Source organism: Pseudoalteromonas sp. 68 DY56-GL68 (assembly GCF_041414825.1).
Lineage (GTDB): Bacteria > Pseudomonadota > Gammaproteobacteria > Enterobacterales > Alteromonadaceae > Pseudoalteromonas.
This window is the reverse complement of the sequence record NZ_JAOCZL010000024.1, coordinates 24,151-49,476: the sequence shown is the minus strand read 5'-3', so window position 1 is coordinate 49,476 and position 25,326 is coordinate 24,151. Positions and strand designations below refer to the sequence as shown.

The following is a 25,326-nucleotide window of genomic DNA, read 5'->3' as shown; positions in this document are numbered from 1 at the left end:
GACTATGAAAATGAAATTATCTGTTATTAGTGCTGCCCTTTTATCGTCAAGCTTATTATTAAGTCCTGCGATTGCAACTGCAAAACTTCCTATTGCAGTTAATGGTCAACAGTTACCTACCTTAGCGCCTATGCTTGAACAGATCACCCCTGGGGTTGTCAGTATCCAAGTTTCTGGCTCAAAAGAAGTACGCCGCCGTGCAACACCCTTTGATGACTTTTTTGGTGTCCCCCGAGGTGGTAGCCAAAAACGCCAGTTTAGTGGTCTTGGGTCAGGTGTAATCATTGATGCGAAAGAGGGTTATGTTGTCACGAATAACCATGTGATTGAAGACGCAGAAAAAATGGTCGTCACGCTAGAAGACGGTCGTGAGTATGAAGCAACAAAAATCGGTAGTGATAAAGAGTCTGATGTCGCATTGCTGCAAATTGATGCCGAAGACTTAACAGCCCTAAAGATTGCCGATTCAGATAAACTTCGTGTGGGTGACTTTGCCGTTGCGATTGGTAACCCATTTGGTTTAAGTCACACAGTAACATCAGGTATCGTCAGTGCCCTTGGCCGCAGCGGTTTAAATATAGAAGGCTATGAAGACTTTATTCAAACCGATGCAGCTATAAACCAAGGTAACTCTGGCGGCGCCTTAGTTAACCTAAATGGTGAACTAATTGGTATCAATACGGCTATTTTAGGCGCCTCAGGCGGTAACGTAGGTATTGGCTTTGCTATTCCATCAACCATGATGAAAAACCTTGTTGATCAAATTATTGAACACGGCGAAGTGCGACGTGGCTCGTTAGGGATTTCAGGTCGCCCACTTGATGCAGGCCTTGCTAAAGCGCAAAAGCTCGATGTGAAACAAGGTGCTTATGTGATGCAAGTAATGGATGATACCGCAGCAAGTAAAGCAGGCATAAAGGCTGGTGATGTCATTATTAGTGTTGATGGCAGCGAGATCAGTGGTTTTCATGAACTGCGCAGTAAGATTGCCACCCTAGGTGAAGGTAAAAAAGTTAAACTGGGCATTTATCGCGATGGTAAAGTTAAAACAGTGAGCGTTACCTTAGATGGTGCTGCAAGCTCAGTGTCCGCTGGCGAAGAAACTCACCCAGCTTTCCAAGGCGCAACACTTGAAAACACGCAAAAAAGTGATGGCAAAGGCGTAGAGGTTACCTCGGTAGAAGCTCGCTCACCAGCAGCGCGAGTAGGCTTGGAAGAGGGAGATGTGATCATGCAAGTCAACCGACAACGCGTTGAGAATATCCGAGATATGCACAAGATTATTGAAAACACTCAAGGCAATATTGTCCTTGGCGTGAAACGTGGAAGAGAGCTTATTTTTGTTCTTATCCAATAAACTTAATTGATTAATCATGAAAAAATAACAGTGGTGCTTGCCGCTGTTATTTTTTTTGTGCCATCATTAAGGGATTGCTCACTGATAATAAGAATACTGTGCTTAAACTTTTAAAATTTATTCTTCCACCGCTTTTCACAGGCTTAGGCATTGCCTTTTTAGTCGTTTTGCTCAGTCCTACGATGCGCGCGGCGCTGTTTCCGAATGTCAGCCTACCGGATGCAATATCAACTCAACATATGAGTTTTGCGGATGCAGTCCATCGTGCTGCTCCTTCGGTAGTGACTATTTTTTCAGAAAGCATCAGTAATCAACCTCGTTATAAGCGACAAAATACCATTCAAGAGCTTGGCTCTGGTGTAATCATGTCGCAAGACGGGTATATTTTAACGAATTATCATGTCATTAATAATGCCGATCAAATCATTGTTATTTTAACTGATGGTCGTCGCTTTTATGATGTTCAGTTAATTGGCTTTGATACAATCACAGACTTGGCCTTATTAAAGATCAATTCTGATCATTTACCTGTTATCCCGATTAATGATGACTTCAAGCCTCGCGTTGGTGATGTTGTTTTAGCGATTGGTAACCCACTTAATTTAGGGCAAACAATTACTCAAGGTATTATCAGCGCAACAGGAAAACAAAAAATTACAGATAGTCCTTACAATAACTTGCTCCAGATGGACGCTGCGATAAACGTGGGTAACTCGGGTGGTGCATTAGTTAATTCTCGGGGTGATTTAGTTGGTATTACTTCTGCACAATTTAAAACCCGTGAAAATTTAGATATACAAGGTATTTTCTTTGCAGTGCCCTACTCACTGGCAAAGGATATTATGGACAAGCTGATTAAACATGGTCGTGTTGTCAGAGGCTATCTTGGCTTTACGGGTACGGCTGTTGATAGCACGGGTAAAGATGTGAGTGACAGCTACACCCCCGTCACTGGAATGCGTATCAATAACCTCGATCCCCTAGGCCCTGCTTGGCAAGCGGGTATTAAAGAGCAAGATATTGTGATTAAGATCGCCGGCTTATCGGTCGCTAACCCACAGCAGGTTCTCGAAAAAATCGGGAACACCGAACCTGGCAAAGAAATTGAATTTGAGCTCTACCGTGATGGTAAAATATTGAAAATCATGGTCACAGTTGCTGAACTCGAAACCAAATTATAAGCACAAAAAAGGCCTAACTTAGTATTAGGCCTTTTTACACTTAACGTTTTCTAACTAATTTGAGCGGCGCTTAATATTAGCGCCCAGCGCGCTAAGTTTATCCTCAATACGCTGGTAACCACGATCAACGTGATAAATACGATCAACAATCGTCTCACCTTGCGCTACAATCCCCGTTAAGATAAGGCTCGCTGAAGCGCGTAGATCCGTTGCCATTACTTGTGCACCTGACAACTTATCAGTATCTCCACAAATCGCTGTATTGCCCTCTAAACGAATATTAGCCCCCATACGCTGCAACTCAGGCACGTGCATAAAACGGTTTTCGAAGATCGTTTCTGTAATTGTTGCACTGCCTTTTGCCACAACATTAAGTGCGGTAAATTGTGCTTGCATATCTGTTGGAAAACCTGGGTGTGGCATGGTTTTGATATTCACGGCTTTTAAATCACGGCCGCGCATATCTAGGTAAATACTGTTATCTGTCACTTCAACCAATGCATTAGTAGCACGCAGTTTTTCAATCACAGGATCAAGGCTATGGTAGTGGGTATTTTTACACAGTACCTCGCCACCGGCCATTGCCGCAGCAACCAAGAAAGTACCTGTCTCAATACGATCTGGTAATATGCTATATTCACAGCCAGAAAGCGACTCAACGCCTTCAATTTCAATTCGACTCGTACCTGCCCCAGTGATCTTTGCGCCCATTGCGATTAAGCAATTAGCAAGGTCGGTAATTTCAGGCTCACGGGCTGCATTCTCAAGTACGGTTTTACCATCAGCCAGCGTTGCCGCCATTAATAAGTTTTCAGTAGCGCCGACACTGACCATTTCCATGAAAATCTCAGCACCTTTTAAGCGACCGTCAACTTTGGCATTTATATAACCGTTTTCAACCTTAATCGCCGCACCCATGCGCTCAAGACCCTGAATATGGATATCAACAGGACGAGCACCAATTGCACAGCCGCCAGGCAATGAAACTTGAGCTTCGCCAAAACGCGCAACCAGCGGCCCTAAAGCTAACACCGAGGCACGCATCTGCTTTACTAATTCATAAGGTGCAAGTGTCTTATTGACAGTTGCGCCATCAATTACAAGCTTATCTTGTTGCCACTCGACATTTGCGCCCAGCGTTTTTAACAAGGCTTCTGTGGTACCAATATCGCGCAAGCGAGGAACATTACTAAAGGTACTTTTGCCCTGTCCTAACAGTGCAGCAAAAAGGATTGGCAGAGCGGCATTTTTAGCGCCAGAGATAGTGACTTCACCAGCCAGTGATGTACCACCTTGAATAACAAATTGATCCATGAGGAGGTCCTGTGACTATTGTGGAAGTATAAATTTTTGTTCGCGTTTCCACTCTGTTGGTGTAAATGCTTTGATTGACACTGCGTGGATGGTACCGTCTGAGATAGTCGCCATTAATGGAGCATATACCAGTTGCTGCTTTTTAACGCGAGATAAACCATCAAAACACTCACCAACAGCAATCACTTCATAGTGGCTACCGTTTGCTTTAACAATTACTTCATCTAATTTTAATTCGTCGCGTAATAACGTTTCGACTTGGCTTGTTTCCATAAATCTCACTCAAAAAGGTTTGTGACCTGACCTAATTGCATTAATTTCTGCAGTTGATCAGGGCTGTTTTTCAGCTCAAGGCGCACACCTTGCTGCTTTAATTCTGCGAAAGAATGAATTAACCAAGCTAAGCCCGCCGTGTCAACCCTAGAGACCTCAGAAAGGTCAAAATACCATGTTTTATGCTTAGTTTGTGGCTTCATATTCAGAAGTCGTTCATGGCTGATCGAATTTCGAGTCAGTTCACCGCTGACTCGAAATTGGTCATCGTCGAGTTGAGTAATCGATACTTTACTCATTCCCACCTTCACCTCTAAATTGCACTGGCAGTTGGCTCTTTTGCTCTAGTAAGTCACTAACATGCTCAATACCTTGCTGACGTAAGATACCTTGAAACTCACTTTGCTTTGCATCCAGTAAACTGATCCCTTCTGCAATCATATCGTAAGCGCGCCAATCACCATCACGATCTTCACGTACTTTAAAATCAATTTTGATATCAGGTTTGCCCGACTCAACAATTTTTGTCTTAACTAAAACAACGTCTTGACCTTTAAAAGGCTGAGCAGGGCCAAACTCTACACTTTGATTGGTATATTGTGTGAATACACCTGCATACGTCGCAATTAAATACTTTTGAAACACGTCAATAAAGCGCTGTAACTCTTTAATTGCTTTTTCTTTTTCAGCCTTATCCTCGATTGCTCTTACTTTTGAAACATGATTACCCAAAACACGAAGCGCTGCGTATTTATAATCAATGTATGGCATCAACTCTTCTTCAACGATAACACGTAAGTGCTCTTTGTCTTTGGCAATTAATGGCTGATCTTTAGTAATACGTGCGAATGTATTGTCAGACACTTCACGCACCATTTTATATGGATCTTTTAAATCGACGGTTGGTTCAGCCGCGTTGGCACTTAGTGCACATACAGCACTTAAACATAACAAAAATTTCTTAAACATAATTACTCACCACCCTGGTTGAATAAGAACTGACCGATTAGCTCTTCAAGTACTAATGCTGATTTAGTATCAGTAATGTAATCACCATCAGCTAATGCTTTACTCTCGACACCAAATAGTTCATCTAAGCCTGCATCTTGCTCATCAGCAGTCACTTCACTTCCCATACAACGTTGCTCAGCTGACTGTGGCGCAATAACAGGATTAATACCTAAATATTGCTCACCCAAAATACCTGACGTTAAAATAGAGATTGATGTCGTGTCCGAAAACTTACATAAATAGTTCGCATCAATAGCCATGTTAACCACAGGAACAAACTCTTTAGGATGAATTGAGATAGACTCGACACGGCCCACAACAACCCCCCCCACTTTAATTGGCGCACGCGCTTTTAAAGAGCCAATATTTTCAAACTTTGCATTAAGCTGGTAGGTCTCACCACTGCCGCTGATCCCCGCATTGGCGACTTTAAATGCTAATAGCGCAAATGCAGCAATACCAAGTGCTACAAAAAAGCCAACTAAAATTTCTAATTTCCGTGAATTCATCTTTATACCCTAATTAGCTGGTAAACATTACCGCTGTTAAAATAAAGTCAAAACCTAATACTGCCAGTGACGAGTGCACAACGGTTTCTGTTGTGGCTTTGCTTATCCCTTCTGAGGTTGGGATACAGTCATACCCTTTATAAAGAGCAATCCAAGTCACGATCATGGCAAAAACAAAACTTTTAATCATGCCGTTTACTATATCTTGTTGGAACGACACCTGCGATTGCATGATTGACCAGAAGCTCCCTGAGTCAACACCAAGCCAATCAACACCCACTAAATGAGCGCCTATAATAGCTACCGCAGAAAAGATAAGTGCCAATATGGGCATGCTAATGAAACCAGCCCAGAATCGAGGCGCAATAATTCGCTTGAGCGGATCAATTGCCATCATCTCTAAACTCGATAGTTGCTCGGTTGCTTTCATTAAACCGATTTCCGCCGTTAAAGCACTTCCCGCTCGACCAGCAAAAAGTAGTGCTGTAACCACAGGCCCAAGCTCACGCAATAAACTAAGTGCAACCAATGGACCTAAACTGTCCTCGGCACCATAACCAACTAATACTGTGTAGCCTTGGAGCGCAAGTACCATACCTATAAATAAGCCTGACACCATAATAATAAGCAGCGATTGCGACCCCACCATATACAACTGGCGTATAAGTAAAGGCGTGCCCTTTTTAAAGTTTGGCTTGTTAACTAAGGCACCAAATAGCATTTGTGTAGAACGACCCAGTGCAGCAAAACGCCCTAAGGTTTTATGTCCTAGCTTTTGCAAAAGATCAAACATTGCGCACTCCTAATAACTCTTCACTGTATTCAGGAGCTGGGTAATGAAAAGGCACGGGGCCATCAGACAAACCTTTTAAGAATTGTTGTACTAATTCAGACTCGTGGTTCTGCATTTGCTCAGGGGAGCCTTCGCCTATCACCCCTTGATCAGCAATAATGATCACGTGATCAGCAATGCTCATAACCTCTGTTACATCATGGGTCACAATAAGTGATGATAAACCTAGCACCTCATTCAGTGACTTTATTAGCTTAACTAACACACCCATAGAGATAGGATCTTGGCCAGCAAATGGCTCATCGTACATGATAAGCTCTGGATCAAGAGCAATTGAACGCGCTAAAGCAGCACGGCGAGCCATACCACCAGAAAGCTCAGACGGCATTAAGTCTTGTGCACCACGTAAGCCGACTGCTTGTAATTTCATTAAAACGACAAGACGGATTAAATCTTCGCTGAGTTGAGTATGTTCACGCAAAGGAAAGGCGATATTGTCAAACACTGACATATCGGTAAATAAAGCGCCACTTTGAAACAGCATACTCATTTTGGTGCGGGCAGCATAAAGTTCCTTGCGAGTCATGCCAGGAATGCTGTTGCCTTCAAATAAAATGTCACCAGAATCAGGTTTAAGCTGACCGCCGATTAAGCGTAACATGGTGGTTTTACCAATGCCGCTTGGTCCCATAATAGCGGTGATTTTGCCTTTCGGAATGTTAAAAGTCATATTTTTATATATGATTCTATCGCCCCGTGAAAAGGTTACATCCTTGATTTCTACTATTGATTGCGACAAGTCGCTCTCCATAACTTTTTTCACTAGTTTTGCCATTTTAAGGGTTTTTTAGTCAAGATGGAAAAAACAAATCGTAAAATTTTGTAATATTTTCTATCGAAATAATCTATGTTAGAAATGTCGAACTTAATACACGCTTAAATTTAGTTTCCAAAAAACACCCATTTAAAACATTCAGTCTATTCTTTTACTTATACTTTCAGGTTTGCTTTTGTTACTATTTGCAGTCATCTGTTTAAGTAATATTGGCGTATAAAAATGGTGACTTCTTTTGTCATTTTAATTATTGGTTTTGCCGCACTTGTATGGAGTGCAGACCGTTTTGTTTACGGGGCAGCGGCACTGGCAAAAAACATGGGGATCCCAACCCTAATCATTGGCCTTACGGTTGTTGCCATGGGTTCATCGGCACCAGAAATGATGGTATCAGCCTCAGCAGCCCTTGCAGGCAAAACAGATACCGCTGTAGGTAATGCTGTTGGTTCTAATATTACTAACATCCTACTAGTATTAGGTATTACTGCACTATTAAGACCTTTATCTGTCTCTTCTACAACACTCAAACGTGAGATGCCGTTAGTACTCTTAGTGTCAGTTGCTTCTTGGTATATATTCTCTGATAACTTCTTTTCATTTGGTGAAGGTATTGCGCTACTTGTTGGCTTTATTGTTTTCCTTGTAGGCTTAGTTATTATTTCTTTAAGGGATAAAAACCAAGCGGATGACCCTTTCGTCTCTGAAGCATGTGAAGATATCCCGGATAATGTTTCTACAGGCTCAGCTTTGTTTTGGCTTGTCGTAGGTATGATCCTTCTTCCTATCAGTTCACACTTTCTGGTTGGTTCGGCAGTAGATATTGCAAAATACTTTGGCTTAAGCGACTTGATGATTGGGTTAACCATCATTGCTATTGGCACCAGTTTACCTGAACTAGCAGCCTGTATAGCCGGCGTACTAAAAAATGAAGATGATTTAGCCTTAGGTAATATTGTTGGCTCAAACTTATTCAACCTATTGGCGGTACTGCCTCTTGCAGGGATTATCAACCCATCAATCATCGACCCTTCAGCGGCTAACCGAGATGCTTTGATTATGATTGGCGCAACCATTGCTTTAATCGCTATGTCATTGAACTTAAGAGGTGCTCGTCGTATCAATAGAATTGAAGGTGGTTTATTGTTAGTCGCATTTATTGCATACCAAGGCTATATTTTCAGTCAAATAGGATAACAAATGACGCAGCAAAGCTTTATTGCGCAAGGTAAGCGAGTTCTTGAAGTTGAAGCGCAAGCATTAAGAGAAATTGAACAGTATATCAATGCTGATTTCGAACATGCCTGCCAATTAATGTTTCATTGCACAGGGCGTATTATCGTCATAGGTATGGGTAAATCAGGCCATATTGGCAATAAAATAGCCGCAACATTAGCAAGTACTGGCACCCCAGCATTTTTTGTTCATCCAGGTGAAGCGAGTCATGGTGACTTAGGTATGATCACACGTGAAGATGTTGTGATGTGCATTTCAAATTCAGGTGAAACCAGTGAAGTGCTTGGTATTATCCCTGTTATTAAGCGTATTGGCGCAAAAATGATATCTCTAACAGGTAACCCTAACTCAACTATGGGTAAGCTATCGGATGTCCATGTGTGCATCAAAGTTAGCCAAGAAGCGTGTCCATTAGGCCTCGCCCCTACTGCCAGCACCACTGCGACATTAGTTATGGGCGATGCGATAGCCGTTGCCCTACTCGAAGCGCGCGGTTTTACTGCCGATGACTTTGCTTTATCTCACCCTGGGGGGAGCTTAGGTAAGCGCTTATTACTGAGCCTTGAAGACGTCATGCATACTGGCAGTGCCACACCTATCGTTACCGAGTCCCAAAGCGTTAAAGATGCGCTGATAGAAATGTCAGCCAAAGGCCTCGGTATGACAGCTATTGTCGATGAAAACAAAAAGCTTGCAGGCCTGTTTACTGACGGTGATTTACGCCGTATTTTAGAGCAACGTGTCGATATTCATAACACATCGATTAGCCAAGTAATGACACGCTCATGCACCACCGCACATGCAGATATGCTCGCTGCGGAAGCATTGAATATTATGGAACGAAAACGCATTAACGGTTTAATAATAATAGATGAAAGTAATACACCGATTGGCGCACTTAATATGCAAGACCTTTTAAAAGCAGGGGTACTTTAAACATGACGTTTGCCGAGCTTTATCAGCCATTAAGCACAGATGTAAGCCAACGTGCTCAGAAAATAAAACTACTCATTTGCGATATTGATGGCGTTTTCTCTGATGGCCGTATTTACTTAGGAAATAACGGTGAAGAACTCAAAGCGTTTAATACCAAAGATGGCTTTGGTATCAAAGCATTAATAAATAGTGGCTTTGAGGTTGCGGTTATTACAGGGCGACATTCACAAATAGTTCAGCAACGCATGACTAGCCTAACAGTACAACACATCTATCAAGGTCAAGAAAACAAGCTTATTGCGTATCAAGAATTAAAAGACAAACTGGCTTTGACCGATGAGCAAATAGCTTATATCGGTGATGATGGCCCTGATTTACCCGTCATGGAAAAGGTAGGCTTTGCCGTTGCTGTAAACGATGCTCACCCACTTATAAAAAGACTCGCTCATTACACTACCATGTTACCCGGAGGGTTTGGTGCTGTGCGAGAGCTGACTGATTTATTAATGCTGGAAAACGCGAAAGCGTTAACAACTGATGGAACCAGCGCATGAATATAGCCCGTATTTTACTGAGTATTGTTTTTGTTTGTTGCATGATCTGGTTATGGTATCCGTACTTTAGCCAACCAACAGACGCAATAAACAGTGAAGACGAGATAATCGCAACACCGGATTACACCGCCATTGCGCTAAAGCAAACTGCGTATGATGAGCAAGGTAACATCAGCCATAAAGTCGCTGCGGCTAAAATGGAGCTATACCAGCAATTAGGATTTACTTTTTTTGAGCAGCCTATTTTTACCATTTATGGGGATCAACAGGTTTGGCAGGTAAAAGCAAAAGAGGCTACCTTGTACGAAAACGATCAACTCATTTTTGAAGGTGACGTTGTTGCAAAAAACCTAACTCATAATGGCATGATTGAAGATATCAACGCAGAAAATATCAATGTCGATATTGAAAAAATGACCATGTACTCAAAACAACCTGTTACATTAACAGGCCCAAACTTAAAGATTACCGGTAAAGGTTTAAAAGCCGATTTAAAAGCCGAAATCGTCGAGTTAACTAACCATACACGAACCATATACTATGACCAATAAACTTAAAAAATTACTTCTAATCCCAAGCTTATTGATTGCGTTTTCAAGCGCTGCTGCAGACCAAGCGGGTACTCCTATCAGCATTAGCTCAGATCGCCAAGTAGGTCAGTTAAAAAATGGTGTAGGGATTTTTGAAGAAAATGTAGAAATAACCCATGGTAATCGTCGTATTACCGCAGATCGCCTAGAAGCACATGCAGGTGAAGTTGATGGTACTGTTTCACTTATCATTGCCACAGGTAAGCCAGCCTACTTTGAAGAAAAACAAGAAGATGGCACGGTTATGAGCGCCAGCGCAGACGAAGTTCGTTACGATGTAGCAAAGCGTTTACTCACATTAGTTGGCGATGCGCAAGTGACACAAGCAGGGCAAAAAGTCAGCGCAAAAAGTATAACTTATGACATGGAACAACAGCTAATTAGTGCTGAAAAAGACGAAAACTCAACGGATCGTGTGCATACAATCTTAGTGCCTGTTGATAATAAAAAAGATGATAAAGGCCAGCCATGAGTACATTAAAAGCAGAGCTGCTAGCAAAGAGCTATAAAGGCCGCCAAGTTGTCAAAAATGTGGGACTAGAAGTCGAAGCAGGCAGTATTGTCGGCTTACTAGGTCCTAATGGTGCAGGTAAAACCACCACCTTTTATATGATTGTTGGGCTAGTGCCAAGCGACAAAGGTAAAATTAGCATTGATGACAACGACATCACTTTATTACCCATGCATAATCGTGCTCGATTAGGTATTGGCTATTTACCTCAAGAATCATCCATTTTTAGAAAGTTGACAGTCTACCAAAACCTGATGGCGATTCTTGAAACACGCAAAGATCTTAAAAAACAGCAACGAGAAGAAACACTCAATAACCTGCTTGATGAATTTAGTATTCAGCACATCCGAGATAGCCAAGGTATGGCGCTATCAGGAGGCGAGCGTCGCCGTGTTGAAATCGCGCGAGCATTAGCCGCAGATCCAAAATTTATTCTGCTAGATGAGCCTTTTGCTGGTGTTGATCCAATTTCAGTGTTAGATATAAAGAAAATTATAGAGCATTTGAAAAACCGTGGTATCGGTGTACTAATAACTGACCATAATGTTCGAGAAACCCTTGATGTTTGTGAAAAAGCCTACATTGTTTCTCATGGGGAGCTAATTGCATCAGGCACGCCTGAACACGTATTAGCAGACCAAACGGTACGCGATGTCTATCTAGGCGAGCAATTCAGGTTGTAACCAATACACCACCGACTAGAGCATCTGCTAGACTTACAATAATGACAACATATTGATATTTACTCAAAGTAGTATCAATCAATGATTTAAAAGGATTGTTAGGGATACATGAGGCAATCATTACAGCTGCGCATGGGCCAGCAACTTACAATGACTCCACAACTGCAACAAGCCATTCGCTTATTGCAGCTTAGTACATTGGATCTCCAGCAAGAAATACAAGAAGCGCTTGATAGTAATCCTCTGCTTGAAGTAGAAGAAGCGGATTATAATGAAGAAGCGATCGGTAAAAACGAACAAAAATCTGACTCTGATGATTCACAAGTCACAGCTACAGCAGAAGAAGCACCCAGTGAATACGAGCAAGAAAGCAGTGATGCACTCAATAAAGATACCGTCAGTGACGACCTAGCAATGGATGTCACATGGGATGAGTACATGAGTGCAGCCCCTTCAACCTCGTCAGGGCCAATGCCAGAAGATGAGTCTATTTACCAAGGTGCGTCAACCGAAACTCTCCATGAATACCTGATGTGGCAACTACAGTTGACTCCATTTAGTCCGACCGACGAAGCAATTGCTGTTGCTATAGTCGAAGCTATCGATGACTCAGGTATTTTAACTGTGAGTTGTGAGGATATTGTTGAAAGCTTTAATCAAAATGATGATGAAGAAGAAATAGAACTTGATGAAGTCGAAGCGGTCTTAAAAAGAATACAGCTATTTGATCCTGTCGGTATTGGTGCTCGCAGTTTACAAGAGTGCCTATGTATACAACTTCGTCAATTCGATGCAGATACACCTTATTTGGCTGAAACTAAAATGGTTTTATCTGAGCACATCGAATTATTAGCAAGTCGCGACTATCGTACTTTGATGAAAAAGACTAAGCTTAAAGAAAACGAGCTTAAAGAAGTGATGACGCTTATCCATAGCTTGAACCCTAAGCCCGCGGATAGCATCGTACGTGAAGAGTCTGAATACGTCATACCTGATGTATCGGTAAAAAAAGTTAAAGGTCGTTGGGTGGTTGAGCTAAACCCTGACTGTATGCCAAAGATCAGAGTAAACAGCCAGTATGCGGCTATGTCACGCTCTGTAAAATCAAGCAGTGACAGCCAGTTTATTCGCTCTCATCTGCAAGAAGCTAAGTGGTTTATTAAAAGCTTAGAGAGTCGGAATGATACTTTATTAAAAGTAACGAACTGTATTGTTCAACAACAACAGGCTTTCTTTGAACACGGCCCAGAGGCGATGAAGCCGATGGTGCTAAATGATGTCGCTGAAATGGTCGAAATGCATGAATCGACGATTTCACGGGTAACAACGCAAAAATATATGCATACCCCAAGGGGTATTTTTGAGTTGAAATATTTCTTCTCAAGCCACGTCAGCACAGAAAATGGTGGCGAGTGTTCATCAACGGCAATACGCGCTTTAATCAAAAAGCTTATTGCCGCAGAAAACTCAGCGAAGCCATTGAGTGACAGTAAGATTGCAGATATATTGGCTGAGCAAGGAATTAAAGTAGCTAGACGTACAATTGCAAAATACCGAGAGTCTCTAGCAATACCGCCGTCTAATCAGCGTAAAAGCTTGATTTAGACGTTTTACATAGAAGGAAAATGCTTATGCAACTAAACCTAACTGGTCGTCATGTAGAAATCACAGATTCATTAAAAGACTATGTAAACACCAAGTTTGCGAAACTAGAAAGGCATTTTGATCATATTAATAATGTTCATGTCATTCTAGATGTAGAAAAATTAAGTCAAAAAGCAGAAGCAACTTTACATGTAAACGGAGGCGAACTGTTTGCCTCTACAGAGCATCAAGATATGTACGCGGCCATCGACTCGCTAATTGATAAGCTTGATCGCCAAGTTATTAAACACAAAGAGAAATTAGCTCGACACTAAATTATGAAACTTAGTTCACTTACTAGCCAGGACTGCAGCAAAGCTGCGGTCCTTTTTAATAGCAAAAAAAGAATTCTCGAATTTATCAGCGAACTAGCTCATGAGCAGCTTCCTCATCTATCGCAGCAAGATATTCTTAATGCTTTACTCAATCGAGAAAAGTTGGGGAGTACAGGAATTGGTAGAGGCATTGCTATTCCGCATGGTCGTATGTCGGGTGCTGATAAACCACATGCGTTTATTATAGTGAGCGAATCGCCAATTAACTTTGATGCAATTGACAACCGCCCTGTTGATATTTTTGTTGCACTCATTGTACCTGATGGAGACTGCCAACTTCATTTAAAGACCTTATCAACAATTGCTGATAGACTAAAAGATAAAGAATTTTGTAAACAGTTACGCAGCGCAAAAACCGATCAGGAACTGTTTCAAGTTATTGCATCAGAGGCATAAATGGAATTAATTATTATCAGTGGCCGTTCTGGCTCAGGTAAATCAGTCGCTTTACGAGTCCTTGAGGACCTTGGTTATTATTGCGTTGATAATATTCCTGTAAACCTATTACCTTCGCTAGTGCGTAGTGTTTCTGATAATTACGACAAAATAGCGGTCAGTATCGATGTGCGTAACCTGCCAAAAGAGCAACAAGAATTTAATGATATTCTTGAATACTTGCCAGGTTTCGCCAACCCAACATTATTTTACCTTGATAGTGATGATCAAACACTCATTAAACGTTTCTCTGAGACAAGACGCTTACACCCGCTTTCTTTAGATTCTTTACCGCTCGATTTAGCAATTAAGCAAGAAAAAATACTGCTTGATGTCCTAATTACCCGCGCTGATTTTATGATCGACACAACGGATTTAAGTGTACATCAGCTAGCAGAGTCAATTCGTGAGAAGATTCTCGGTAAAAAAGATAAAAAGCTCATTATTACCTTTATGTCATTTGGCTTTAAGCATGGTATCCCGAAAGAAGCTGACTATGTATTTGATGCACGCTTTTTACCAAACCCGCACTGGGAGCCAGATCTTAAGCCACTTACGGGGCTCGACCAACCCGTTAAAGATTACCTTGCAAGCCATAGCATAGTGCAAAAATTTACTTGGCAGATTCAAACCTTTGTGCAAACGTGGTTACCACACCTTGAACGCAATAACCGCAGTTATTTAACTATCGCAATTGGCTGCACGGGTGGACAGCATCGCTCTGTTTACTTAGCACAGACGATTGGTGAAAGTTTCGCGAAAAGCCATGCGAATGTAAAAATTCGCCATCGTGAGCAAGACTTATAACAAGGGCTTTAACATGTATGCTGAAAATACGTTTTTAATTCAAAACAAACTTGGCTTACACGCGCGCGCAGCAACTGTACTTGCACAACTTGCACTTCAATTTGATGCTAAAATTATGTTATATCAAGATGACAAAGAAGCTGAAGGTGACAGTGTACTTGCTCTAATGTTATTAGAGAGCAGTCAAGGTAAAGAAGTTCGAGTTGTATGCGAAGGCCCTGATGCAACAGCTGCACTTAATGCAATAGGTGAATTAATAGCACAACGCTTTCATGAGCAAGAATAGCATTTGCTAAGCACGAAAGATTTACGTTAAACTTAACTTAGATATTTAAATTTCTCTTAAATATCTTACTTTTAAGTCATTCGTTCATCTTATATAACAAATATTCTTAATATAATGGTTGCTTTAAACGATAACTCAGCAAATTTATTATTGTGCAACTATGCTGTATTTATTTAGCCAGAGCTCACTTTTTTAGTTGTAAGGACGCCAATGCCAGAAGCCTTTGAACAAGATTACCCACTACAACAACTTAAACAGGTGACCAAGTCACTTAATAGTGGTCAATTTGTTCAAGTGCGCGGTATGCTAGCTAAAACAGCACCTTGCGATACAGCACTGTTACTTGAGTCATCTCCTCATAAAATCCGCCGCATGTTGTGGCAACTCGTTGATCCGGATGTACGTGGTGACGTACTTGAAGAGCTTTCAGAGGATGTACGTCTTGGCATTATTGCCCAGATGGAACCTGAGCATATTGCCGCCGCAACTGAGGACATGGACGATGATGACTTAGGTGAAGTACTTCGTAGCTTACCTGATACTGTCTATCAAGATGTTGTCGGGGCTATGGATACGCAAGATAGAGAAAGAGCGACTCAAGCACTTTCTTATCAGGAGCGCTCTGCAGGCGCACTAATGAATAGTGATACTGTCACTATTCGCCCCGATGTTACATTAGACGTTGTACTGCGTTATTTACGTCTACGTGGTGAGCTACCTGAAGGTACAGATGATCTGTACGTGGTTGATAAACATAACTGCTTTTTAGGCGCCTTGTCATTAACGACACTTTTAACCAGCCCATCAGACAAAATTGTTCGCGACTTAATGGATGAAGAATGTGAGTCTATTCTCATTTCGATGGACGAAAGTGATGTTGCTCAACTATTCGAGCGTCATAACTGGATTTCCGCGCCTGTTGTGGATGATAACGCCCACTTGCTTGGTCGTATAACCATCGATGACATCGTTGACGTCATTCGTGAAGATGCAGAGCATAGCATGCTTAGCCTAGCGGGTCTTGATGATGAAGAAGACACCTTTGCACCCGTTCTGAAAAGCTCGCAGCGTCGCTCTATTTGGCTTGGGGTTAACCTATTAACCGCATTGTTAGCTGCCATCGTTGCAAGCTTCTTTGAAAACACCTTAGCAATCTTACCAATCCTGGCGGTACTTAATGGAATTGTGCCTTCAATGGGAGGAGTTGCTGGTAGCCAAACTCTTACCTTAGTTATTCGTGGTATAGCCGTTGGCCATATTAACCAAACCAACCAACGCTTTTTATTACTCAAAGAACTCGCCATTGGGGCACTAAATGGTGTTATTTGGTCGATATTAATCGCCGGTGTTGTTGCACTCTGGCAGTGGGACTTTAAGCTCGGTGCGGTGCTAGCCTTCGCAATGTTTATGAATCTCGTTGCAGCAGGTATTGCTGGTGCGAGCATTCCTTTAATCTTAAAGAAAATGAAAATTGACCCTGCTCTTGCAGGCAGTGTCGTGCTGACCACCGTCACCGATATTGTGGGTATTTTTGCCTTTTTAGGCACCGCAACCTGGTTATTAATCTAATTTAATATAAAAACGGCCCTTCTAAGGGCCGTATTTATATTTACTTTGCACGCTGCTTATTTTTACCCACTCTAGGTTTAGTATTGGCCTTTTTAAACTGGCTAAAACCAGTATGACGTGTCAGTGCTGCACGGCCTTTACCGCCCTTCCCTTTCGCTGCTTTCTCGTTGCGGCCCTCTTCAGGCACCAAGCAATTTGGTCCTTTACCAATTAAGTTCGCCTTACCCATTTTTTTTAGCGCTTCACGGATCATTGGCCAACCTGCTGGATCATGATAACGCAATATAGCCTTGTGTAAACGACGCTGGCGTGCACCTTTTGGTACAGCTACTTGCTCAGTATTGTTTTTAATATTACGCAGCGAGTTCATCTCAGTATGATAAATCGTTGTTGCATTTGCCATGGGTGATGGATAAAAGTTCTGCACTTGATCAAGCTTAAAGTCATTAGACTTTAACCACAGCGCCATGTTCACCATATCTTCGTCTTTGGTGCCTGGATGAGCCGAAATAAAATACGGGATCAAGTACTGCTTCTTACCCGCTTCTTTCGAATACTTATCAAATAACTCTTTAAACTTATCGTAGGCACCCATACCCGGCTTCATCATTTTAGAGAGTGGGCCATCTTCAGTATGCTCTGGAGCTATTTTCAAGTAACCACCAACATGGTGAGTAACTAACTCTTTTACATAACGAGGATCTTCAACTGCTAAGTCATAACGAACGCCAGAGGCAATTAAAATCTTCTTCACACCTTTAACGTCACGAGCCTTTTTATAAAGTTCGATAGTTGGCGTGTGATCAGTGTCCATATGCTTACAAATATCAGGGTATACACAGGATAAACGACGACACGTGCTTTCTGCCTTTTTGCTCTTACAGCGTAACTTATACATATTCGCTGTCGGCCCGCCTAAGTCAGAAATAACCCCTGTAAAACCTGGCACTTTGTCACGAATTTGCTCAATTTCATCAATGATAGATTGCTCAGAACGGCTTTGGATAATGCGCCCTTCATGTTCAGTAATCGAACAGAATGAACACCCGCCGAAACAGCCACGCATAATATTCACTGAGGTTTTGATCATCTCGTAGGCAGGGATTTTCTCATCACCATAACTTGGGTGTGGAATACGCTGATAGGGTAAACCGAATACCCCATCCATCTCTTCTGTTTCAAGTGGGAATGCAGGCGGGTTAACCCAAATAGAACGATCGCCATGACGTTGAAATAACGCACGCGCACAGCCAGGGTTTGTTTCTTGGTGCAAAATACGCGATGCATGGGCATAAAGTGGTTTATTCACACTCACTTGCTCATACGCTGGCAGCTTAACGTATGTCTTTTCCCATGGCTTAGGCCGCGCAGGCTGAATAGTAATTGGTTTAGCAGCCTCGGCGGTTAAATCAATACCCGCTTGTTTAAACTCCGACTTACTACAACCAACATCATCGGCCCCATACGGATTTGGAATGGGATCAATCTTACCGATTTTATCGATGGCAGTGGAATCACTACCACGCCAGCCTGGTAAAGGCTCTTTACGAATAACCGCAGTACCGCGGATATCTTGAATTGTCTCTATGGCTTCGCCACCAGCGATGCGGTGAGCAACCTCAACTAGTGGTCGCTCGGCATTACCGTAAATAAGAATATCCGCTTTGGCATCAAACAACACACTACGGCGTACTTTTTCTTGCCAATAATCATAATGAGCAATTCGACGTAAACTCGCCTCAATACCACCAATGATCAATGGTACATCTTTATAGGCCTCGCGGCAGCGTTGACTGTATACAACCACTGCGCGATCAGGACGCTTACCGCCAACATTACCAGGAGTATAAGCATCATCATGACGAATACGTTTTTCTGCGGTATAACGGTTGATCATTGAGTCCATGTTACCCGCGGTTACACCAAAGAATAAGTTAGGCTTACCTAACGCCATAAAAGCATCTTTAGAGTTCCAATCAGGCTGGGCAATGATACCAACACGAAACCCCTGCGATTCGAGCATGCGGCCAATCACCGCCATACCAAAGCTAGGATGGTCAACATACGCATCACCGCTGACGATAATAATGTCACAGCTATCCCAGCCCAACGCATCCATCTCAGTGCGAGTAGTGGGTAAAAATGGCGCTGTGCCATAGCATTCGGCCCAATATTTAGGATAAGAAAACAGGCCGCGCTCGGCTTTTAATGCGCTCATAAAATATACTCTGCTACCAAAAGGGGGCGAATTATACCCCACTATGAATCATTATTATAGAAAACAAAACGCCCTTCAATTTGAAGGGCGTTAGCATGTGAGTTTATTTTTTAAAGAGCCACTTAATGCTTGGCTTGCAAATACGTTATTAACTCTTTTTCTGGCATAGGCTTAGCATACATAAAGCCTTGTACTTCATCACAGCCAAGTTCTACTAGATAATCAGCTTGAGCTTGTGTTTCCACCCCTTCTGCGATGGTTTTCAAGCCGAGTCTTGCGCCTAAAGAAATAATTAATGCTGCAATTGCTTCACTATCCTTATCTGGTAAGTCTTTAACAAATGCCCTATCAATTTTTAAGCGATCTAACGGGAGTTGTTGTAAATAACTGAGTGATGAAAACCCTGTACCAAAATCATCAATCGCAATCTCTATGCCAAACTCTTTCAATTCTTTTAAGGTGGTAATAACACTAGCAAGTTCGTCCATAACCACGCTTTCTGTTACTTCTAACTCTATAAATTGCGGCTTAACCTGGTATTGATTTAATGTATTTTTTACCTGCTGTGCGTAACCTTTCACTTTAAACTGAGGCACTGACACATTAACCGCTATACTAATTTCGATGCCCATAGCTTCTAGTCGCTTTTGCTGCATACATGCTTGTTCTAGTACCCATTGGCCAATATCAACAATTAAGCCAGCATCTTCTGCCATAGGCACAAAAATAGCCGGAGAAATATATTGACCATTTCCAGAGGGCCAACGCAACAATGCTTCACAGCCAATAATCTCAAGGGTCGTTAAATCAAGTTGTGGTTGAAACCATACTTCTAGCTTACGTTGCTCAAAGTCTTGACGTAACTGTCTGATAATTCCTAATCGCCACGCCATTTTTTCTTCCATATCAGGCGTATAAGTAACCACGGCTTCCATTGACTGCTTTTTAGCTTGGTTTAGCGCGATATAACCTAATTTTAAAGTCTCGATCCCTGCTTGCTGAAAATCGCTTTGGTTACATAAACCTATTTTAAAGTTAATAGGTAAAATATGTTCCCCAGCATTAAATGGTAAACTCAAATGCTCTCGAAGTAGCTCAAGATCATACTGCTCTTTTGGCAATAGCAAACCAAACACATCCGCACCAATGCGCGATATTAGCTCTGCATTAGGGTATTCTTGCTCAAGCCTTTCAACGATGGCCATTAACAACAGGTTGCCAATTTCTTGACCTAAGCCATTGTTTATATCTGAAAAATGCGCAACATCTATTAATAAAAATACGTAATCATTTTTATTTGGCTGGTAGAAGCGTTCAATTTTGTTCATAAAATCATTACGGTTAGGCAGGCCCGTTAAGATATCTTTATAGGCAGCATCACGCAGACGATTAAATAAACGAACATTATCTAATCCCACACTTACGTTGGTGAGGAATATTTCAGCAAACTGAAGTTGTGACGGGCTTGGAATATGCTCTGTTTCCAAGTAGATTGCAGCTTGACGGTTTTTACTTTTCAGTAAGTAGGTGCTATCAATCTCTGTATGTTGGTGCTGTGACTGCTCTAGGCAATTTTTAACTTGTAAAATAATGCGACCATCATCAAGTTGCTCAATACCTTGTCCAATAAAACTGTTATATTCTGCACAGCCCCCTAACACACATATTTGATTATCATCTTCTAAGGAGCCACACACGACCCCTTTCGGCTCACAATCTAAAATAAACGATAACTGTTTAATCACAGCCATCGTAAATGCTTTAATATCAGTAAACCCTAAAATAGCTTTTGAAGCATAAAGAATGTTGTTCAGCGCACGACTTTGAAACTCAAGCTGACAAACTTGCTCATACGAGCGAATAGCAGTAACCAGTGATGTAATTAGCTTACTACGTGTTAATTCTGTTTTCGTCTTGTAATCATTAATATCATACTCACGAATTACTTTTTCTTCTGGGGCATAACCTGGTTGCCCTGTACGTAAAATAATACGTACGTTATGGTTATTTAGGCATTCGCGAACTTGTTTAACAACCTGCAAGCCTGCATCATCAGACTCCATTACAACATCAAGTAATACAACAGAAATAGATAAATTTTCTTTAAGGACAGTGAGCGCTTCGGCCCCTGAGTAGGCATGGTGAAAGCGTAACGTTTTATCCCAAAACTCTACACCAGAAAGAGCAAGTTTAGTCACAGAGTGTATCTCAGGATCATCATCAACAATTAATACATCCCAAAAATCCGAAACAGACTCCTCTAGCGGCTGCTCATCATCCTGATCACTAAATAAAAAGTCGTTACTCTCTGATGCCATTGATAATTCCTTAGACTACTCATCCAAAAACTGCAACGATGACTCCATCCCATTTTACAGCCTTGATGGAAAATTCTACCACTTAATTTGACTATGATACATTGCTGATAACTTATATTGTGTAGATTATAGTCTATGATACGTATAATGTTATGAAAGCTATAAAATTATTACCTGAGGTGAGATTATTAAACTATTCGTTCTGTGTATAAAAACACTGTTTATATGTGCCCTTATAACTTTAGTGGTTGGGCTGATGCTTTCACAGCAATATACCGTAAATAAAGCAATAACAGTCACCGCTAATCGTGATGATATTGCCTCGCTCGTTACGGACTTGAACCAGTGGCCACAGTGGCAACCTTGGGAAGCAGTCGATCCGAGTATTCAGTTTACACTTGCTGAACCAAGTCAAGGTGTCGGTGCCCACCAATTTTGGGATAGCCGTTGGGGGGTTGGTGAAATGACAATTACACAAATGAACGACGAAGGAATGAGCTTTAACCTTTTATTTAATCAAGAACACATTGCTCGAGGTTCTATTCGTTACTTAAATCAAGGCAATGATGTTGAAGTCATATGTACGCTTCATGGTGAGGTAAATACCCCAATTATAGGTGGCTATCTTGCCCTTTTAAGCCAATACATACTTAACAACACAGTAAAACTTGCGCTTAATAATATAAAAACACATGCGCAATTAACCACTACCGACAAGGCCAATGCCACCGATGACAGTCAAAACGGCACAAGCAAGAGTTAATCTTGCAAATATTATAGAAAACCAACTAGGGTATTCTATTCATAAATCTCCTTCTGCAAAAATTAATAACGCAGACAGTGATAGCTATTCTTCACAAGGCCAACAACAACTTCCCTACAAAATAAAGGCTGATGTGGGCTTATTAGAGCGAGCTCACACTCGTCAAGAGATTCAATTTATTAAGCGCCAAGAAAATATAGAAACAATCATGGCTATGGCAATGGGCTTTTGCCCTGATGTAACAGGGCGCCATCAACCTGATTCGGATTGGATAGAGCGTTTCATAAGTTTATGCGAAGATACGGCCAATACTTCAATGCAAAAGCTCTGGGCTAAGATATTGGCAGGTGAAACTGTTTCGCCTGGCACTTTTTCAATAAAAAGCCTGCAAACACTCAAGCATATGACTCAGCGTGAAGCTGACGCACTTCAGCGCTGCACATCGCTATGTGGTTTTAATGAAAAAGATAACAGTAACCTTATTTTGTTGGGCTTTTATAAAAAGCCTTCCTTGTTTGATTTACTACGTAAAGGTAACAAGGTGTCATTAAACTTAGGTAAAACACCTGTCAGTTTTCCTGATATTTTGACACTGATGGATATTAACCTATTATACCGAAAAGAGATCGAATCGGCTGTTTTAAAAGCCGGACAGGAATTTAATTTAAGCTTTATGCATCAGCGCTTAACCCTAAAAGCAAAAAGTAATGACTTAGTACTGAGCTATTATAAATTTACACAAACGGGGGATGAGCTAAGAAAGCTTATCGCTTCACCTGTTAACAAGGCTTACAAACAAATAGTATCTACATCGTTAGAAGAGGAATTCGAAACTAGCTGGCAAGTAAACAAATAACCTGCCAGCTACTTTTACTAAGTAAAGTGCTTAGAAGTGTACTTGAATACCCGCAAATGGGCCTGATGCATCAATATCTGTATAAATATCATCAACATCATCAAGTTCTAAGGTCATTGAGCGGTAACCGGCTTTAACGTCTAAATCAACCGCAAGATTATCAAGTAACGCATACGCGATACCCACTTGGTAGTCTTGTACTTTGCTATCATCAATCGCAAGCATACTTCCTTCAAAGAAAACGCTCAGACCTGTCAGTGGCAAACCCACTTCCGCACGACCGTAAACTAAAGGAACGAAGCCAGAAAAATCAACACGTTCTGTTGATGCAGGGCCACCATTTTGTGACGTACCAGTGACAACGATATCACCATCAAATTGCTTAGCGTTTAAGCCTAAATCAATCGAAACGAGATCATTATCAAAAATCTCGTAATAAAGAATATAATCGATATGAGATAAATCACTCACCGTGCCTACTTGCGTACCAACAACATAATCAGCATCACCAAAACTAAACGTATCATCTAAGGTTGTTGAGCCATTTAGCTCAAGCTCAGTGTACTTAAATTTAAAGTTAGGAACTAAAGGCACTGGATGCTCTAATGCCGCGTAATAACTAATGAATGTCTCATCATCATAATTAAAGTTTTGTAAGTTGTCGTTTTGAGCAAAACTACCACTATTATCTGACCGCCAGCCATCAACACCCAAGTACAGGCCCAATAAAGTATCAGCTTGTGCTGTAGGTGCTAAACAGGCCATCGACAGCGCGGCCGCTAAACAGTACTTTTTCATCATTTTATCCTTGCGCTAAAAGTTCGCTAAGTTCAATTAGAGCCGCATTGGCTCGCGAAATATAATTTGCCATCACCAGTGAATGGTTTGCTACAAAGCCAAACCCACTGCCATTAAGAATCATCGGGCTCCACACAGTTTCTTGTGTAGCTTCTAATTCACGAATAATTTGCTGCAGGCTCACTCGAGCATTTTTCTTTTCTAATACATCGGCAAAATCATACTCCACCGCTTGTAAAAAGTGCAGTAATGCCCATGTTGCACCTCGCGACTCATAAAATACATCATCAATTTGCCACCAAGATGTTTTCACTTGATTTTGCAATGGCGTGTACGTTGCTTGATGAGCCGCTGTATCGCCGGCTAAATCCGTGTTTAAACGATCTTGACCGACACTAGCACTTAATCGTTGGCTTAAGCTACCAAGGCGCTTCTCAGCCTCTTTTAGCCAGCTACGCAAGTTATCTGCACGAGCATAAAATTGACTGTCTCTGTCATTTTGGTCGGCAATTTGGCTTCGATAAACAATGAGGTAATTGATCCCTTTTTGATACTCTGCTTCTGCACTTGGCCATGCCCACGCCTCAGAGCTAATATTAAATTGTGGTTGTGCCTTTTTAAGTGCTGCATGTTCTGTTGATTGGGATTGTGAACGGCTAAAGTCTTTTCGCATCGACAATACTAAGTCTCGCGTCATCTCAAGCGCGCCATATTCCCACGCAGGCATATTATCCATCATTACACTAGGTGGCATAATATCATTAGATAGATAACCACCCGGTTTATTTAACAGCGTATCAGCAACATTGATCAGCGTGCTTGTCGTGGTATAGCCCGTCACAAATTTATCGCCGCGCATTTGTGCTTCTTGCTTCGCCTTGCTTACCACATCCATACGAGCAGGTTCACTGCTCCAATAAACGGCAATTGCATAAAAAATAATTAAGATTATAAGCAACGCACTGGCTATTTTTCCTTTGTGTTCAGACATATTATCTCCTAGTGATGTGAGTGCTCTTTACTTTTTTGCGGTTTTTCTTCTGACATTGTTTGTAAAGACACAACTTTAGCTTGAGTAAAAACTCGATTTCCATCATTAAAATATAGCGTGAGTTTTCGTTCTTGCCCTGCTTTTAGCTTATCTTCTGGCTCAAACACCATCAAATGATAACCCCCTGGTTTAAACTCAACACTACTGTGGGCATCAATCTTTAATGACAAAACCTGCTCCATTTTCATCATACCATCCACATGTGTATGCTGATGAATTTCAACGCGCCCTAAACCATCTAGTTCAGCCTTCGTTAAAACAGCTGCATGATTGCTAGGGTTTGTGATAGTCATATAAGCAACACTGGCTTTGCTCGCGGGTAAAAACTCACGGACTTGTGCATTACTGACTGAAATTTCAGCGCTATCATTATGGTCATGACCACTATGAGCAAATGAAAAAGTGCTATAAAGCAAACTTGCAGTAAGAAAAGAGAGTGCGGGTAACAGCTTCATCGTGCTTTAAT

Annotated in this window: 28 protein-coding genes; 16 read left to right on the top strand and 12 right to left on the bottom strand. The window is 41.5% G+C overall.

Annotated features, from left to right (window positions below; translation table 11 throughout):
- Positions 1-4: 4 nt before the first annotated feature.
- Together NYF15_RS19445 and NYF15_RS19440 are read left to right on the top strand one after the other, a co-directional pair.
- The gene (locus NYF15_RS19445; RefSeq protein WP_062568571.1) at positions 5-1,357 is read left to right on the top strand and encodes a Do family serine endopeptidase; all 1,353 of its coding nucleotides are present in this window, start codon (positions 5-7) and stop codon (positions 1,355-1,357) included.
- A 98-nt stretch (positions 1,358-1,455) separates the two neighbouring features.
- Complete coding sequence (locus tag NYF15_RS19440) at positions 1,456-2,538, top strand: trypsin-like peptidase domain-containing protein (RefSeq protein ID WP_130149369.1); 1,083 nt, start codon at positions 1,456-1,458, stop codon at positions 2,536-2,538.
- Between the two features lie 54 nt (positions 2,539-2,592).
- Here NYF15_RS19440 and murA read toward each other — a convergent pair whose 3' ends face one another.
- The 7 genes from murA to NYF15_RS19405 are packed head-to-tail and all read right to left on the bottom strand — an operon-like array spanning position 2,593 to position 7,249.
- Positions 2,593-3,852: a UDP-N-acetylglucosamine 1-carboxyvinyltransferase gene (gene murA / locus NYF15_RS19435; protein ID WP_062568569.1), complete on the bottom strand. Its 1,260-nt coding sequence runs from the start codon at positions 3,850-3,852 to the stop codon at positions 2,593-2,595.
- A gap of 15 nt (positions 3,853-3,867) precedes the next feature.
- Positions 3,868-4,125 carry a BolA family protein gene (locus NYF15_RS19430; RefSeq protein ID WP_062568568.1) on the bottom strand — a complete coding sequence of 86 codons (258 nt, stop codon included), beginning with the start codon at positions 4,123-4,125 and terminating at the stop codon, positions 3,868-3,870.
- A 5-nt stretch (positions 4,126-4,130) separates the two neighbouring features.
- Entirely contained in the window at positions 4,131-4,424 is a 294-nt protein-coding gene (locus NYF15_RS19425; RefSeq protein WP_130149368.1) for a lipid asymmetry maintenance protein MlaB, read from the bottom strand.
- Positions 4,417-5,094, bottom strand: coding sequence for an ABC transporter substrate-binding protein (locus tag NYF15_RS19420; protein WP_237120041.1), 678 nt, complete (start codon positions 5,092-5,094; stop codon positions 4,417-4,419). Before NYF15_RS19420 ends, NYF15_RS19425 begins: the two co-directional genes overlap by 8 nt.
- Before the next feature lie 2 nt (positions 5,095-5,096).
- Positions 5,097-5,645 (bottom strand): outer membrane lipid asymmetry maintenance protein MlaD, encoded by a 549-nt coding sequence (mlaD, locus tag NYF15_RS19415; RefSeq protein WP_130149366.1) that lies wholly within the window; start codon positions 5,643-5,645, stop codon positions 5,097-5,099.
- A gap of 13 nt (positions 5,646-5,658) precedes the next feature.
- The gene (gene mlaE / locus NYF15_RS19410; RefSeq protein ID WP_062568564.1) at positions 5,659-6,438 is read right to left on the bottom strand and encodes a lipid asymmetry maintenance ABC transporter permease subunit MlaE; all 780 of its coding nucleotides are present in this window, start codon (positions 6,436-6,438) and stop codon (positions 5,659-5,661) included.
- Positions 6,431-7,249, bottom strand: a complete 819-nt coding sequence (locus NYF15_RS19405) for an ATP-binding cassette domain-containing protein (RefSeq protein WP_371354517.1) — start codon at positions 7,247-7,249, stop codon at positions 6,431-6,433. Before NYF15_RS19405 ends, mlaE begins: the two co-directional genes overlap by 8 nt.
- Before the next feature lie 246 nt (positions 7,250-7,495).
- Here NYF15_RS19405 and NYF15_RS19400 point away from each other — a divergent pair, with 246 nt between their 5' ends.
- From NYF15_RS19400 to mgtE, 12 genes are all read left to right on the top strand, one after another.
- Positions 7,496-8,467, top strand: coding sequence for a calcium/sodium antiporter (locus NYF15_RS19400; RefSeq protein ID WP_371354407.1), 972 nt, complete (start codon positions 7,496-7,498; stop codon positions 8,465-8,467).
- Positions 8,468-8,470: 3 nt separating this feature from the next.
- Positions 8,471-9,442 carry a KpsF/GutQ family sugar-phosphate isomerase gene (locus NYF15_RS19395; protein ID WP_062568561.1) on the top strand — a complete coding sequence of 324 codons (972 nt, stop codon included), beginning with the start codon at positions 8,471-8,473 and terminating at the stop codon, positions 9,440-9,442.
- A gap of 2 nt (positions 9,443-9,444) precedes the next feature.
- Entirely contained in the window at positions 9,445-9,996 is a 552-nt protein-coding gene (gene kdsC / locus NYF15_RS19390; RefSeq protein WP_130149364.1) for a 3-deoxy-manno-octulosonate-8-phosphatase KdsC, read from the top strand.
- A complete protein-coding gene (gene lptC / locus NYF15_RS19385; RefSeq protein WP_371354406.1) occupies positions 9,993-10,547 on the top strand; it encodes an LPS export ABC transporter periplasmic protein LptC in 555 nt (184 codons plus the stop codon). Before kdsC ends, lptC begins: the two co-directional genes overlap by 4 nt.
- The gene (gene lptA, locus NYF15_RS19380; RefSeq protein ID WP_062568558.1) at positions 10,537-11,058 is read left to right on the top strand and encodes a lipopolysaccharide transport periplasmic protein LptA; all 522 of its coding nucleotides are present in this window, start codon (positions 10,537-10,539) and stop codon (positions 11,056-11,058) included. Before lptC ends, lptA begins: the two co-directional genes overlap by 11 nt.
- Complete coding sequence (lptB, locus tag NYF15_RS19375; RefSeq protein ID WP_062568557.1) at positions 11,055-11,780, top strand: LPS export ABC transporter ATP-binding protein; 726 nt, start codon at positions 11,055-11,057, stop codon at positions 11,778-11,780. Before lptA ends, lptB begins: the two co-directional genes overlap by 4 nt.
- 108 nt (positions 11,781-11,888) lie before the next feature.
- Complete coding sequence (locus NYF15_RS19370) at positions 11,889-13,385, top strand: RNA polymerase factor sigma-54 (RefSeq protein ID WP_341803315.1); 1,497 nt, start codon at positions 11,889-11,891, stop codon at positions 13,383-13,385.
- Positions 13,386-13,411: 26 nt separating this feature from the next.
- Positions 13,412-13,699, top strand: a complete 288-nt coding sequence (hpf, locus tag NYF15_RS19365; protein WP_062568555.1) for a ribosome hibernation promoting factor — start codon at positions 13,412-13,414, stop codon at positions 13,697-13,699.
- A 3-nt stretch (positions 13,700-13,702) separates the two neighbouring features.
- Positions 13,703-14,155 carry a PTS IIA-like nitrogen regulatory protein PtsN gene (gene ptsN / locus NYF15_RS19360; RefSeq protein ID WP_062568554.1) on the top strand — a complete coding sequence of 151 codons (453 nt, stop codon included), beginning with the start codon at positions 13,703-13,705 and terminating at the stop codon, positions 14,153-14,155.
- Complete coding sequence (rapZ, locus tag NYF15_RS19355; RefSeq protein WP_130149362.1) at positions 14,156-15,001, top strand: RNase adapter RapZ; 846 nt, start codon at positions 14,156-14,158, stop codon at positions 14,999-15,001.
- A gap of 13 nt (positions 15,002-15,014) precedes the next feature.
- Positions 15,015-15,287 carry an HPr family phosphocarrier protein gene (locus NYF15_RS19350; RefSeq protein ID WP_062568552.1) on the top strand — a complete coding sequence of 91 codons (273 nt, stop codon included), beginning with the start codon at positions 15,015-15,017 and terminating at the stop codon, positions 15,285-15,287.
- Between the two features lie 210 nt (positions 15,288-15,497).
- Positions 15,498-16,856 (top strand): magnesium transporter, encoded by a 1,359-nt coding sequence (mgtE, locus tag NYF15_RS19345; protein ID WP_062568551.1) that lies wholly within the window; start codon positions 15,498-15,500, stop codon positions 16,854-16,856.
- Positions 16,857-16,896: 40 nt separating this feature from the next.
- On the opposite strand, the gene NYF15_RS19340 is transcribed toward mgtE, so the two are convergent.
- Entirely contained in the window at positions 16,897-19,074 is a 2,178-nt protein-coding gene (locus NYF15_RS19340) for a YgiQ family radical SAM protein (protein ID WP_371354405.1), read from the bottom strand.
- 122 nt (positions 19,075-19,196) lie between these two features.
- Positions 19,197-21,392, bottom strand: coding sequence for an EAL domain-containing protein (locus NYF15_RS19335; protein ID WP_371354404.1), 2,196 nt, complete (start codon positions 21,390-21,392; stop codon positions 19,197-19,199).
- Positions 21,393-21,648: 256 nt separating this feature from the next.
- Between NYF15_RS19335 and NYF15_RS19330 the strand changes: the two genes are divergently transcribed.
- Positions 21,649-22,155 (top strand): SRPBCC family protein, encoded by a 507-nt coding sequence (locus NYF15_RS19330; protein WP_371354403.1) that lies wholly within the window; start codon positions 21,649-21,651, stop codon positions 22,153-22,155.
- Positions 22,124-23,011 (top strand): TIGR03899 family protein, encoded by an 888-nt coding sequence (locus tag NYF15_RS19325; protein ID WP_237120045.1) that lies wholly within the window; start codon positions 22,124-22,126, stop codon positions 23,009-23,011. Before NYF15_RS19330 ends, NYF15_RS19325 begins: the two co-directional genes overlap by 32 nt.
- Before the next feature lie 30 nt (positions 23,012-23,041).
- Here the strand turns inward: NYF15_RS19325 and NYF15_RS19320 are convergent, their stop codons facing one another.
- The 3 genes from NYF15_RS19320 to NYF15_RS19310 are packed head-to-tail and all read right to left on the bottom strand — an operon-like array spanning position 23,042 to position 25,315.
- On the bottom strand, positions 23,042-23,809 hold the full coding sequence (locus NYF15_RS19320) for a TIGR04219 family outer membrane beta-barrel protein (RefSeq protein ID WP_130149630.1): 768 nt from the start codon (positions 23,807-23,809) through the stop codon (positions 23,042-23,044).
- Positions 23,810-23,813: 4 nt separating this feature from the next.
- Positions 23,814-24,800: a DUF2333 family protein gene (locus NYF15_RS19315; protein WP_341803321.1), complete on the bottom strand. Its 987-nt coding sequence runs from the start codon at positions 24,798-24,800 to the stop codon at positions 23,814-23,816.
- Between the two features lie 8 nt (positions 24,801-24,808).
- Complete coding sequence (locus tag NYF15_RS19310) at positions 24,809-25,315, bottom strand: copper chaperone PCu(A)C (protein ID WP_130149355.1); 507 nt, start codon at positions 25,313-25,315, stop codon at positions 24,809-24,811.
- Positions 25,316-25,326 lie beyond the last annotated feature (11 nt).

What these genes read in the sequence shown, in the direction of transcription:
- mgtE (WP_062568551.1), top strand. Translation starts at nt 15,498, where the DNA reads ATGCCAGAAGCCTTTGAACAAGATTACCCACTACAACAACTTAAACAG.
- NYF15_RS19395 (WP_062568561.1), top strand. Translation starts at nt 8,471, where the DNA reads ATGACGCAGCAAAGCTTTATTGCGCAAGGTAAGCGAGTTCTTGAAGTT.
- NYF15_RS19430 (WP_062568568.1), bottom strand. Translation starts at nt 4,125, where the DNA reads ATGGAAACAAGCCAAGTCGAAACGTTATTACGCGACGAATTAAAATTA.
- kdsC (WP_130149364.1), top strand. Translation starts at nt 9,445, where the DNA reads ATGACGTTTGCCGAGCTTTATCAGCCATTAAGCACAGATGTAAGCCAA.
- NYF15_RS19405 (WP_371354517.1), bottom strand. Translation starts at nt 7,249, where the DNA reads ATGGAGAGCGACTTGTCGCAATCAATAGTAGAAATCAAGGATGTAACC.
- lptA (WP_062568558.1), top strand. Translation starts at nt 10,537, where the DNA reads ATGACCAATAAACTTAAAAAATTACTTCTAATCCCAAGCTTATTGATT.
- NYF15_RS19310 (WP_130149355.1), bottom strand. Translation starts at nt 25,315, where the DNA reads ATGAAGCTGTTACCCGCACTCTCTTTTCTTACTGCAAGTTTGCTTTAT.
- NYF15_RS19425 (WP_130149368.1), bottom strand. Translation starts at nt 4,424, where the DNA reads ATGAGTAAAGTATCGATTACTCAACTCGACGATGACCAATTTCGAGTC.
- NYF15_RS19370 (WP_341803315.1), top strand. Translation starts at nt 11,889, where the DNA reads ATGAGGCAATCATTACAGCTGCGCATGGGCCAGCAACTTACAATGACT.
- lptC (WP_371354406.1), top strand. Translation starts at nt 9,993, where the DNA reads ATGAATATAGCCCGTATTTTACTGAGTATTGTTTTTGTTTGTTGCATG.
- NYF15_RS19330 (WP_371354403.1), top strand. Translation starts at nt 21,649, where the DNA reads ATGCTTTCACAGCAATATACCGTAAATAAAGCAATAACAGTCACCGCT.
- rapZ (WP_130149362.1), top strand. Translation starts at nt 14,156, where the DNA reads ATGGAATTAATTATTATCAGTGGCCGTTCTGGCTCAGGTAAATCAGTC.
- NYF15_RS19445 (WP_062568571.1), top strand. Translation starts at nt 5, where the DNA reads ATGAAAATGAAATTATCTGTTATTAGTGCTGCCCTTTTATCGTCAAGC.
- murA (WP_062568569.1), bottom strand. Translation starts at nt 3,852, where the DNA reads ATGGATCAATTTGTTATTCAAGGTGGTACATCACTGGCTGGTGAAGTC.
- NYF15_RS19400 (WP_371354407.1), top strand. Translation starts at nt 7,496, where the DNA reads ATGGTGACTTCTTTTGTCATTTTAATTATTGGTTTTGCCGCACTTGTA.
- lptB (WP_062568557.1), top strand. Translation starts at nt 11,055, where the DNA reads ATGAGTACATTAAAAGCAGAGCTGCTAGCAAAGAGCTATAAAGGCCGC.
- NYF15_RS19320 (WP_130149630.1), bottom strand. Translation starts at nt 23,809, where the DNA reads ATGAAAAAGTACTGTTTAGCGGCCGCGCTGTCGATGGCCTGTTTAGCA.
- NYF15_RS19350 (WP_062568552.1), top strand. Translation starts at nt 15,015, where the DNA reads ATGTATGCTGAAAATACGTTTTTAATTCAAAACAAACTTGGCTTACAC.
- ptsN (WP_062568554.1), top strand. Translation starts at nt 13,703, where the DNA reads ATGAAACTTAGTTCACTTACTAGCCAGGACTGCAGCAAAGCTGCGGTC.
- NYF15_RS19340 (WP_371354405.1), bottom strand. Translation starts at nt 19,074, where the DNA reads ATGAGCGCATTAAAAGCCGAGCGCGGCCTGTTTTCTTATCCTAAATAT.
- hpf (WP_062568555.1), top strand. Translation starts at nt 13,412, where the DNA reads ATGCAACTAAACCTAACTGGTCGTCATGTAGAAATCACAGATTCATTA.
- NYF15_RS19325 (WP_237120045.1), top strand. Translation starts at nt 22,124, where the DNA reads ATGACAGTCAAAACGGCACAAGCAAGAGTTAATCTTGCAAATATTATA.
- NYF15_RS19315 (WP_341803321.1), bottom strand. Translation starts at nt 24,800, where the DNA reads ATGTCTGAACACAAAGGAAAAATAGCCAGTGCGTTGCTTATAATCTTA.
- mlaE (WP_062568564.1), bottom strand. Translation starts at nt 6,438, where the DNA reads ATGTTTGATCTTTTGCAAAAGCTAGGACATAAAACCTTAGGGCGTTTT.
- mlaD (WP_130149366.1), bottom strand. Translation starts at nt 5,645, where the DNA reads ATGAATTCACGGAAATTAGAAATTTTAGTTGGCTTTTTTGTAGCACTT.
- NYF15_RS19420 (WP_237120041.1), bottom strand. Translation starts at nt 5,094, where the DNA reads ATGTTTAAGAAATTTTTGTTATGTTTAAGTGCTGTATGTGCACTAAGT.
- NYF15_RS19335 (WP_371354404.1), bottom strand. Translation starts at nt 21,392, where the DNA reads ATGGCATCAGAGAGTAACGACTTTTTATTTAGTGATCAGGATGATGAG.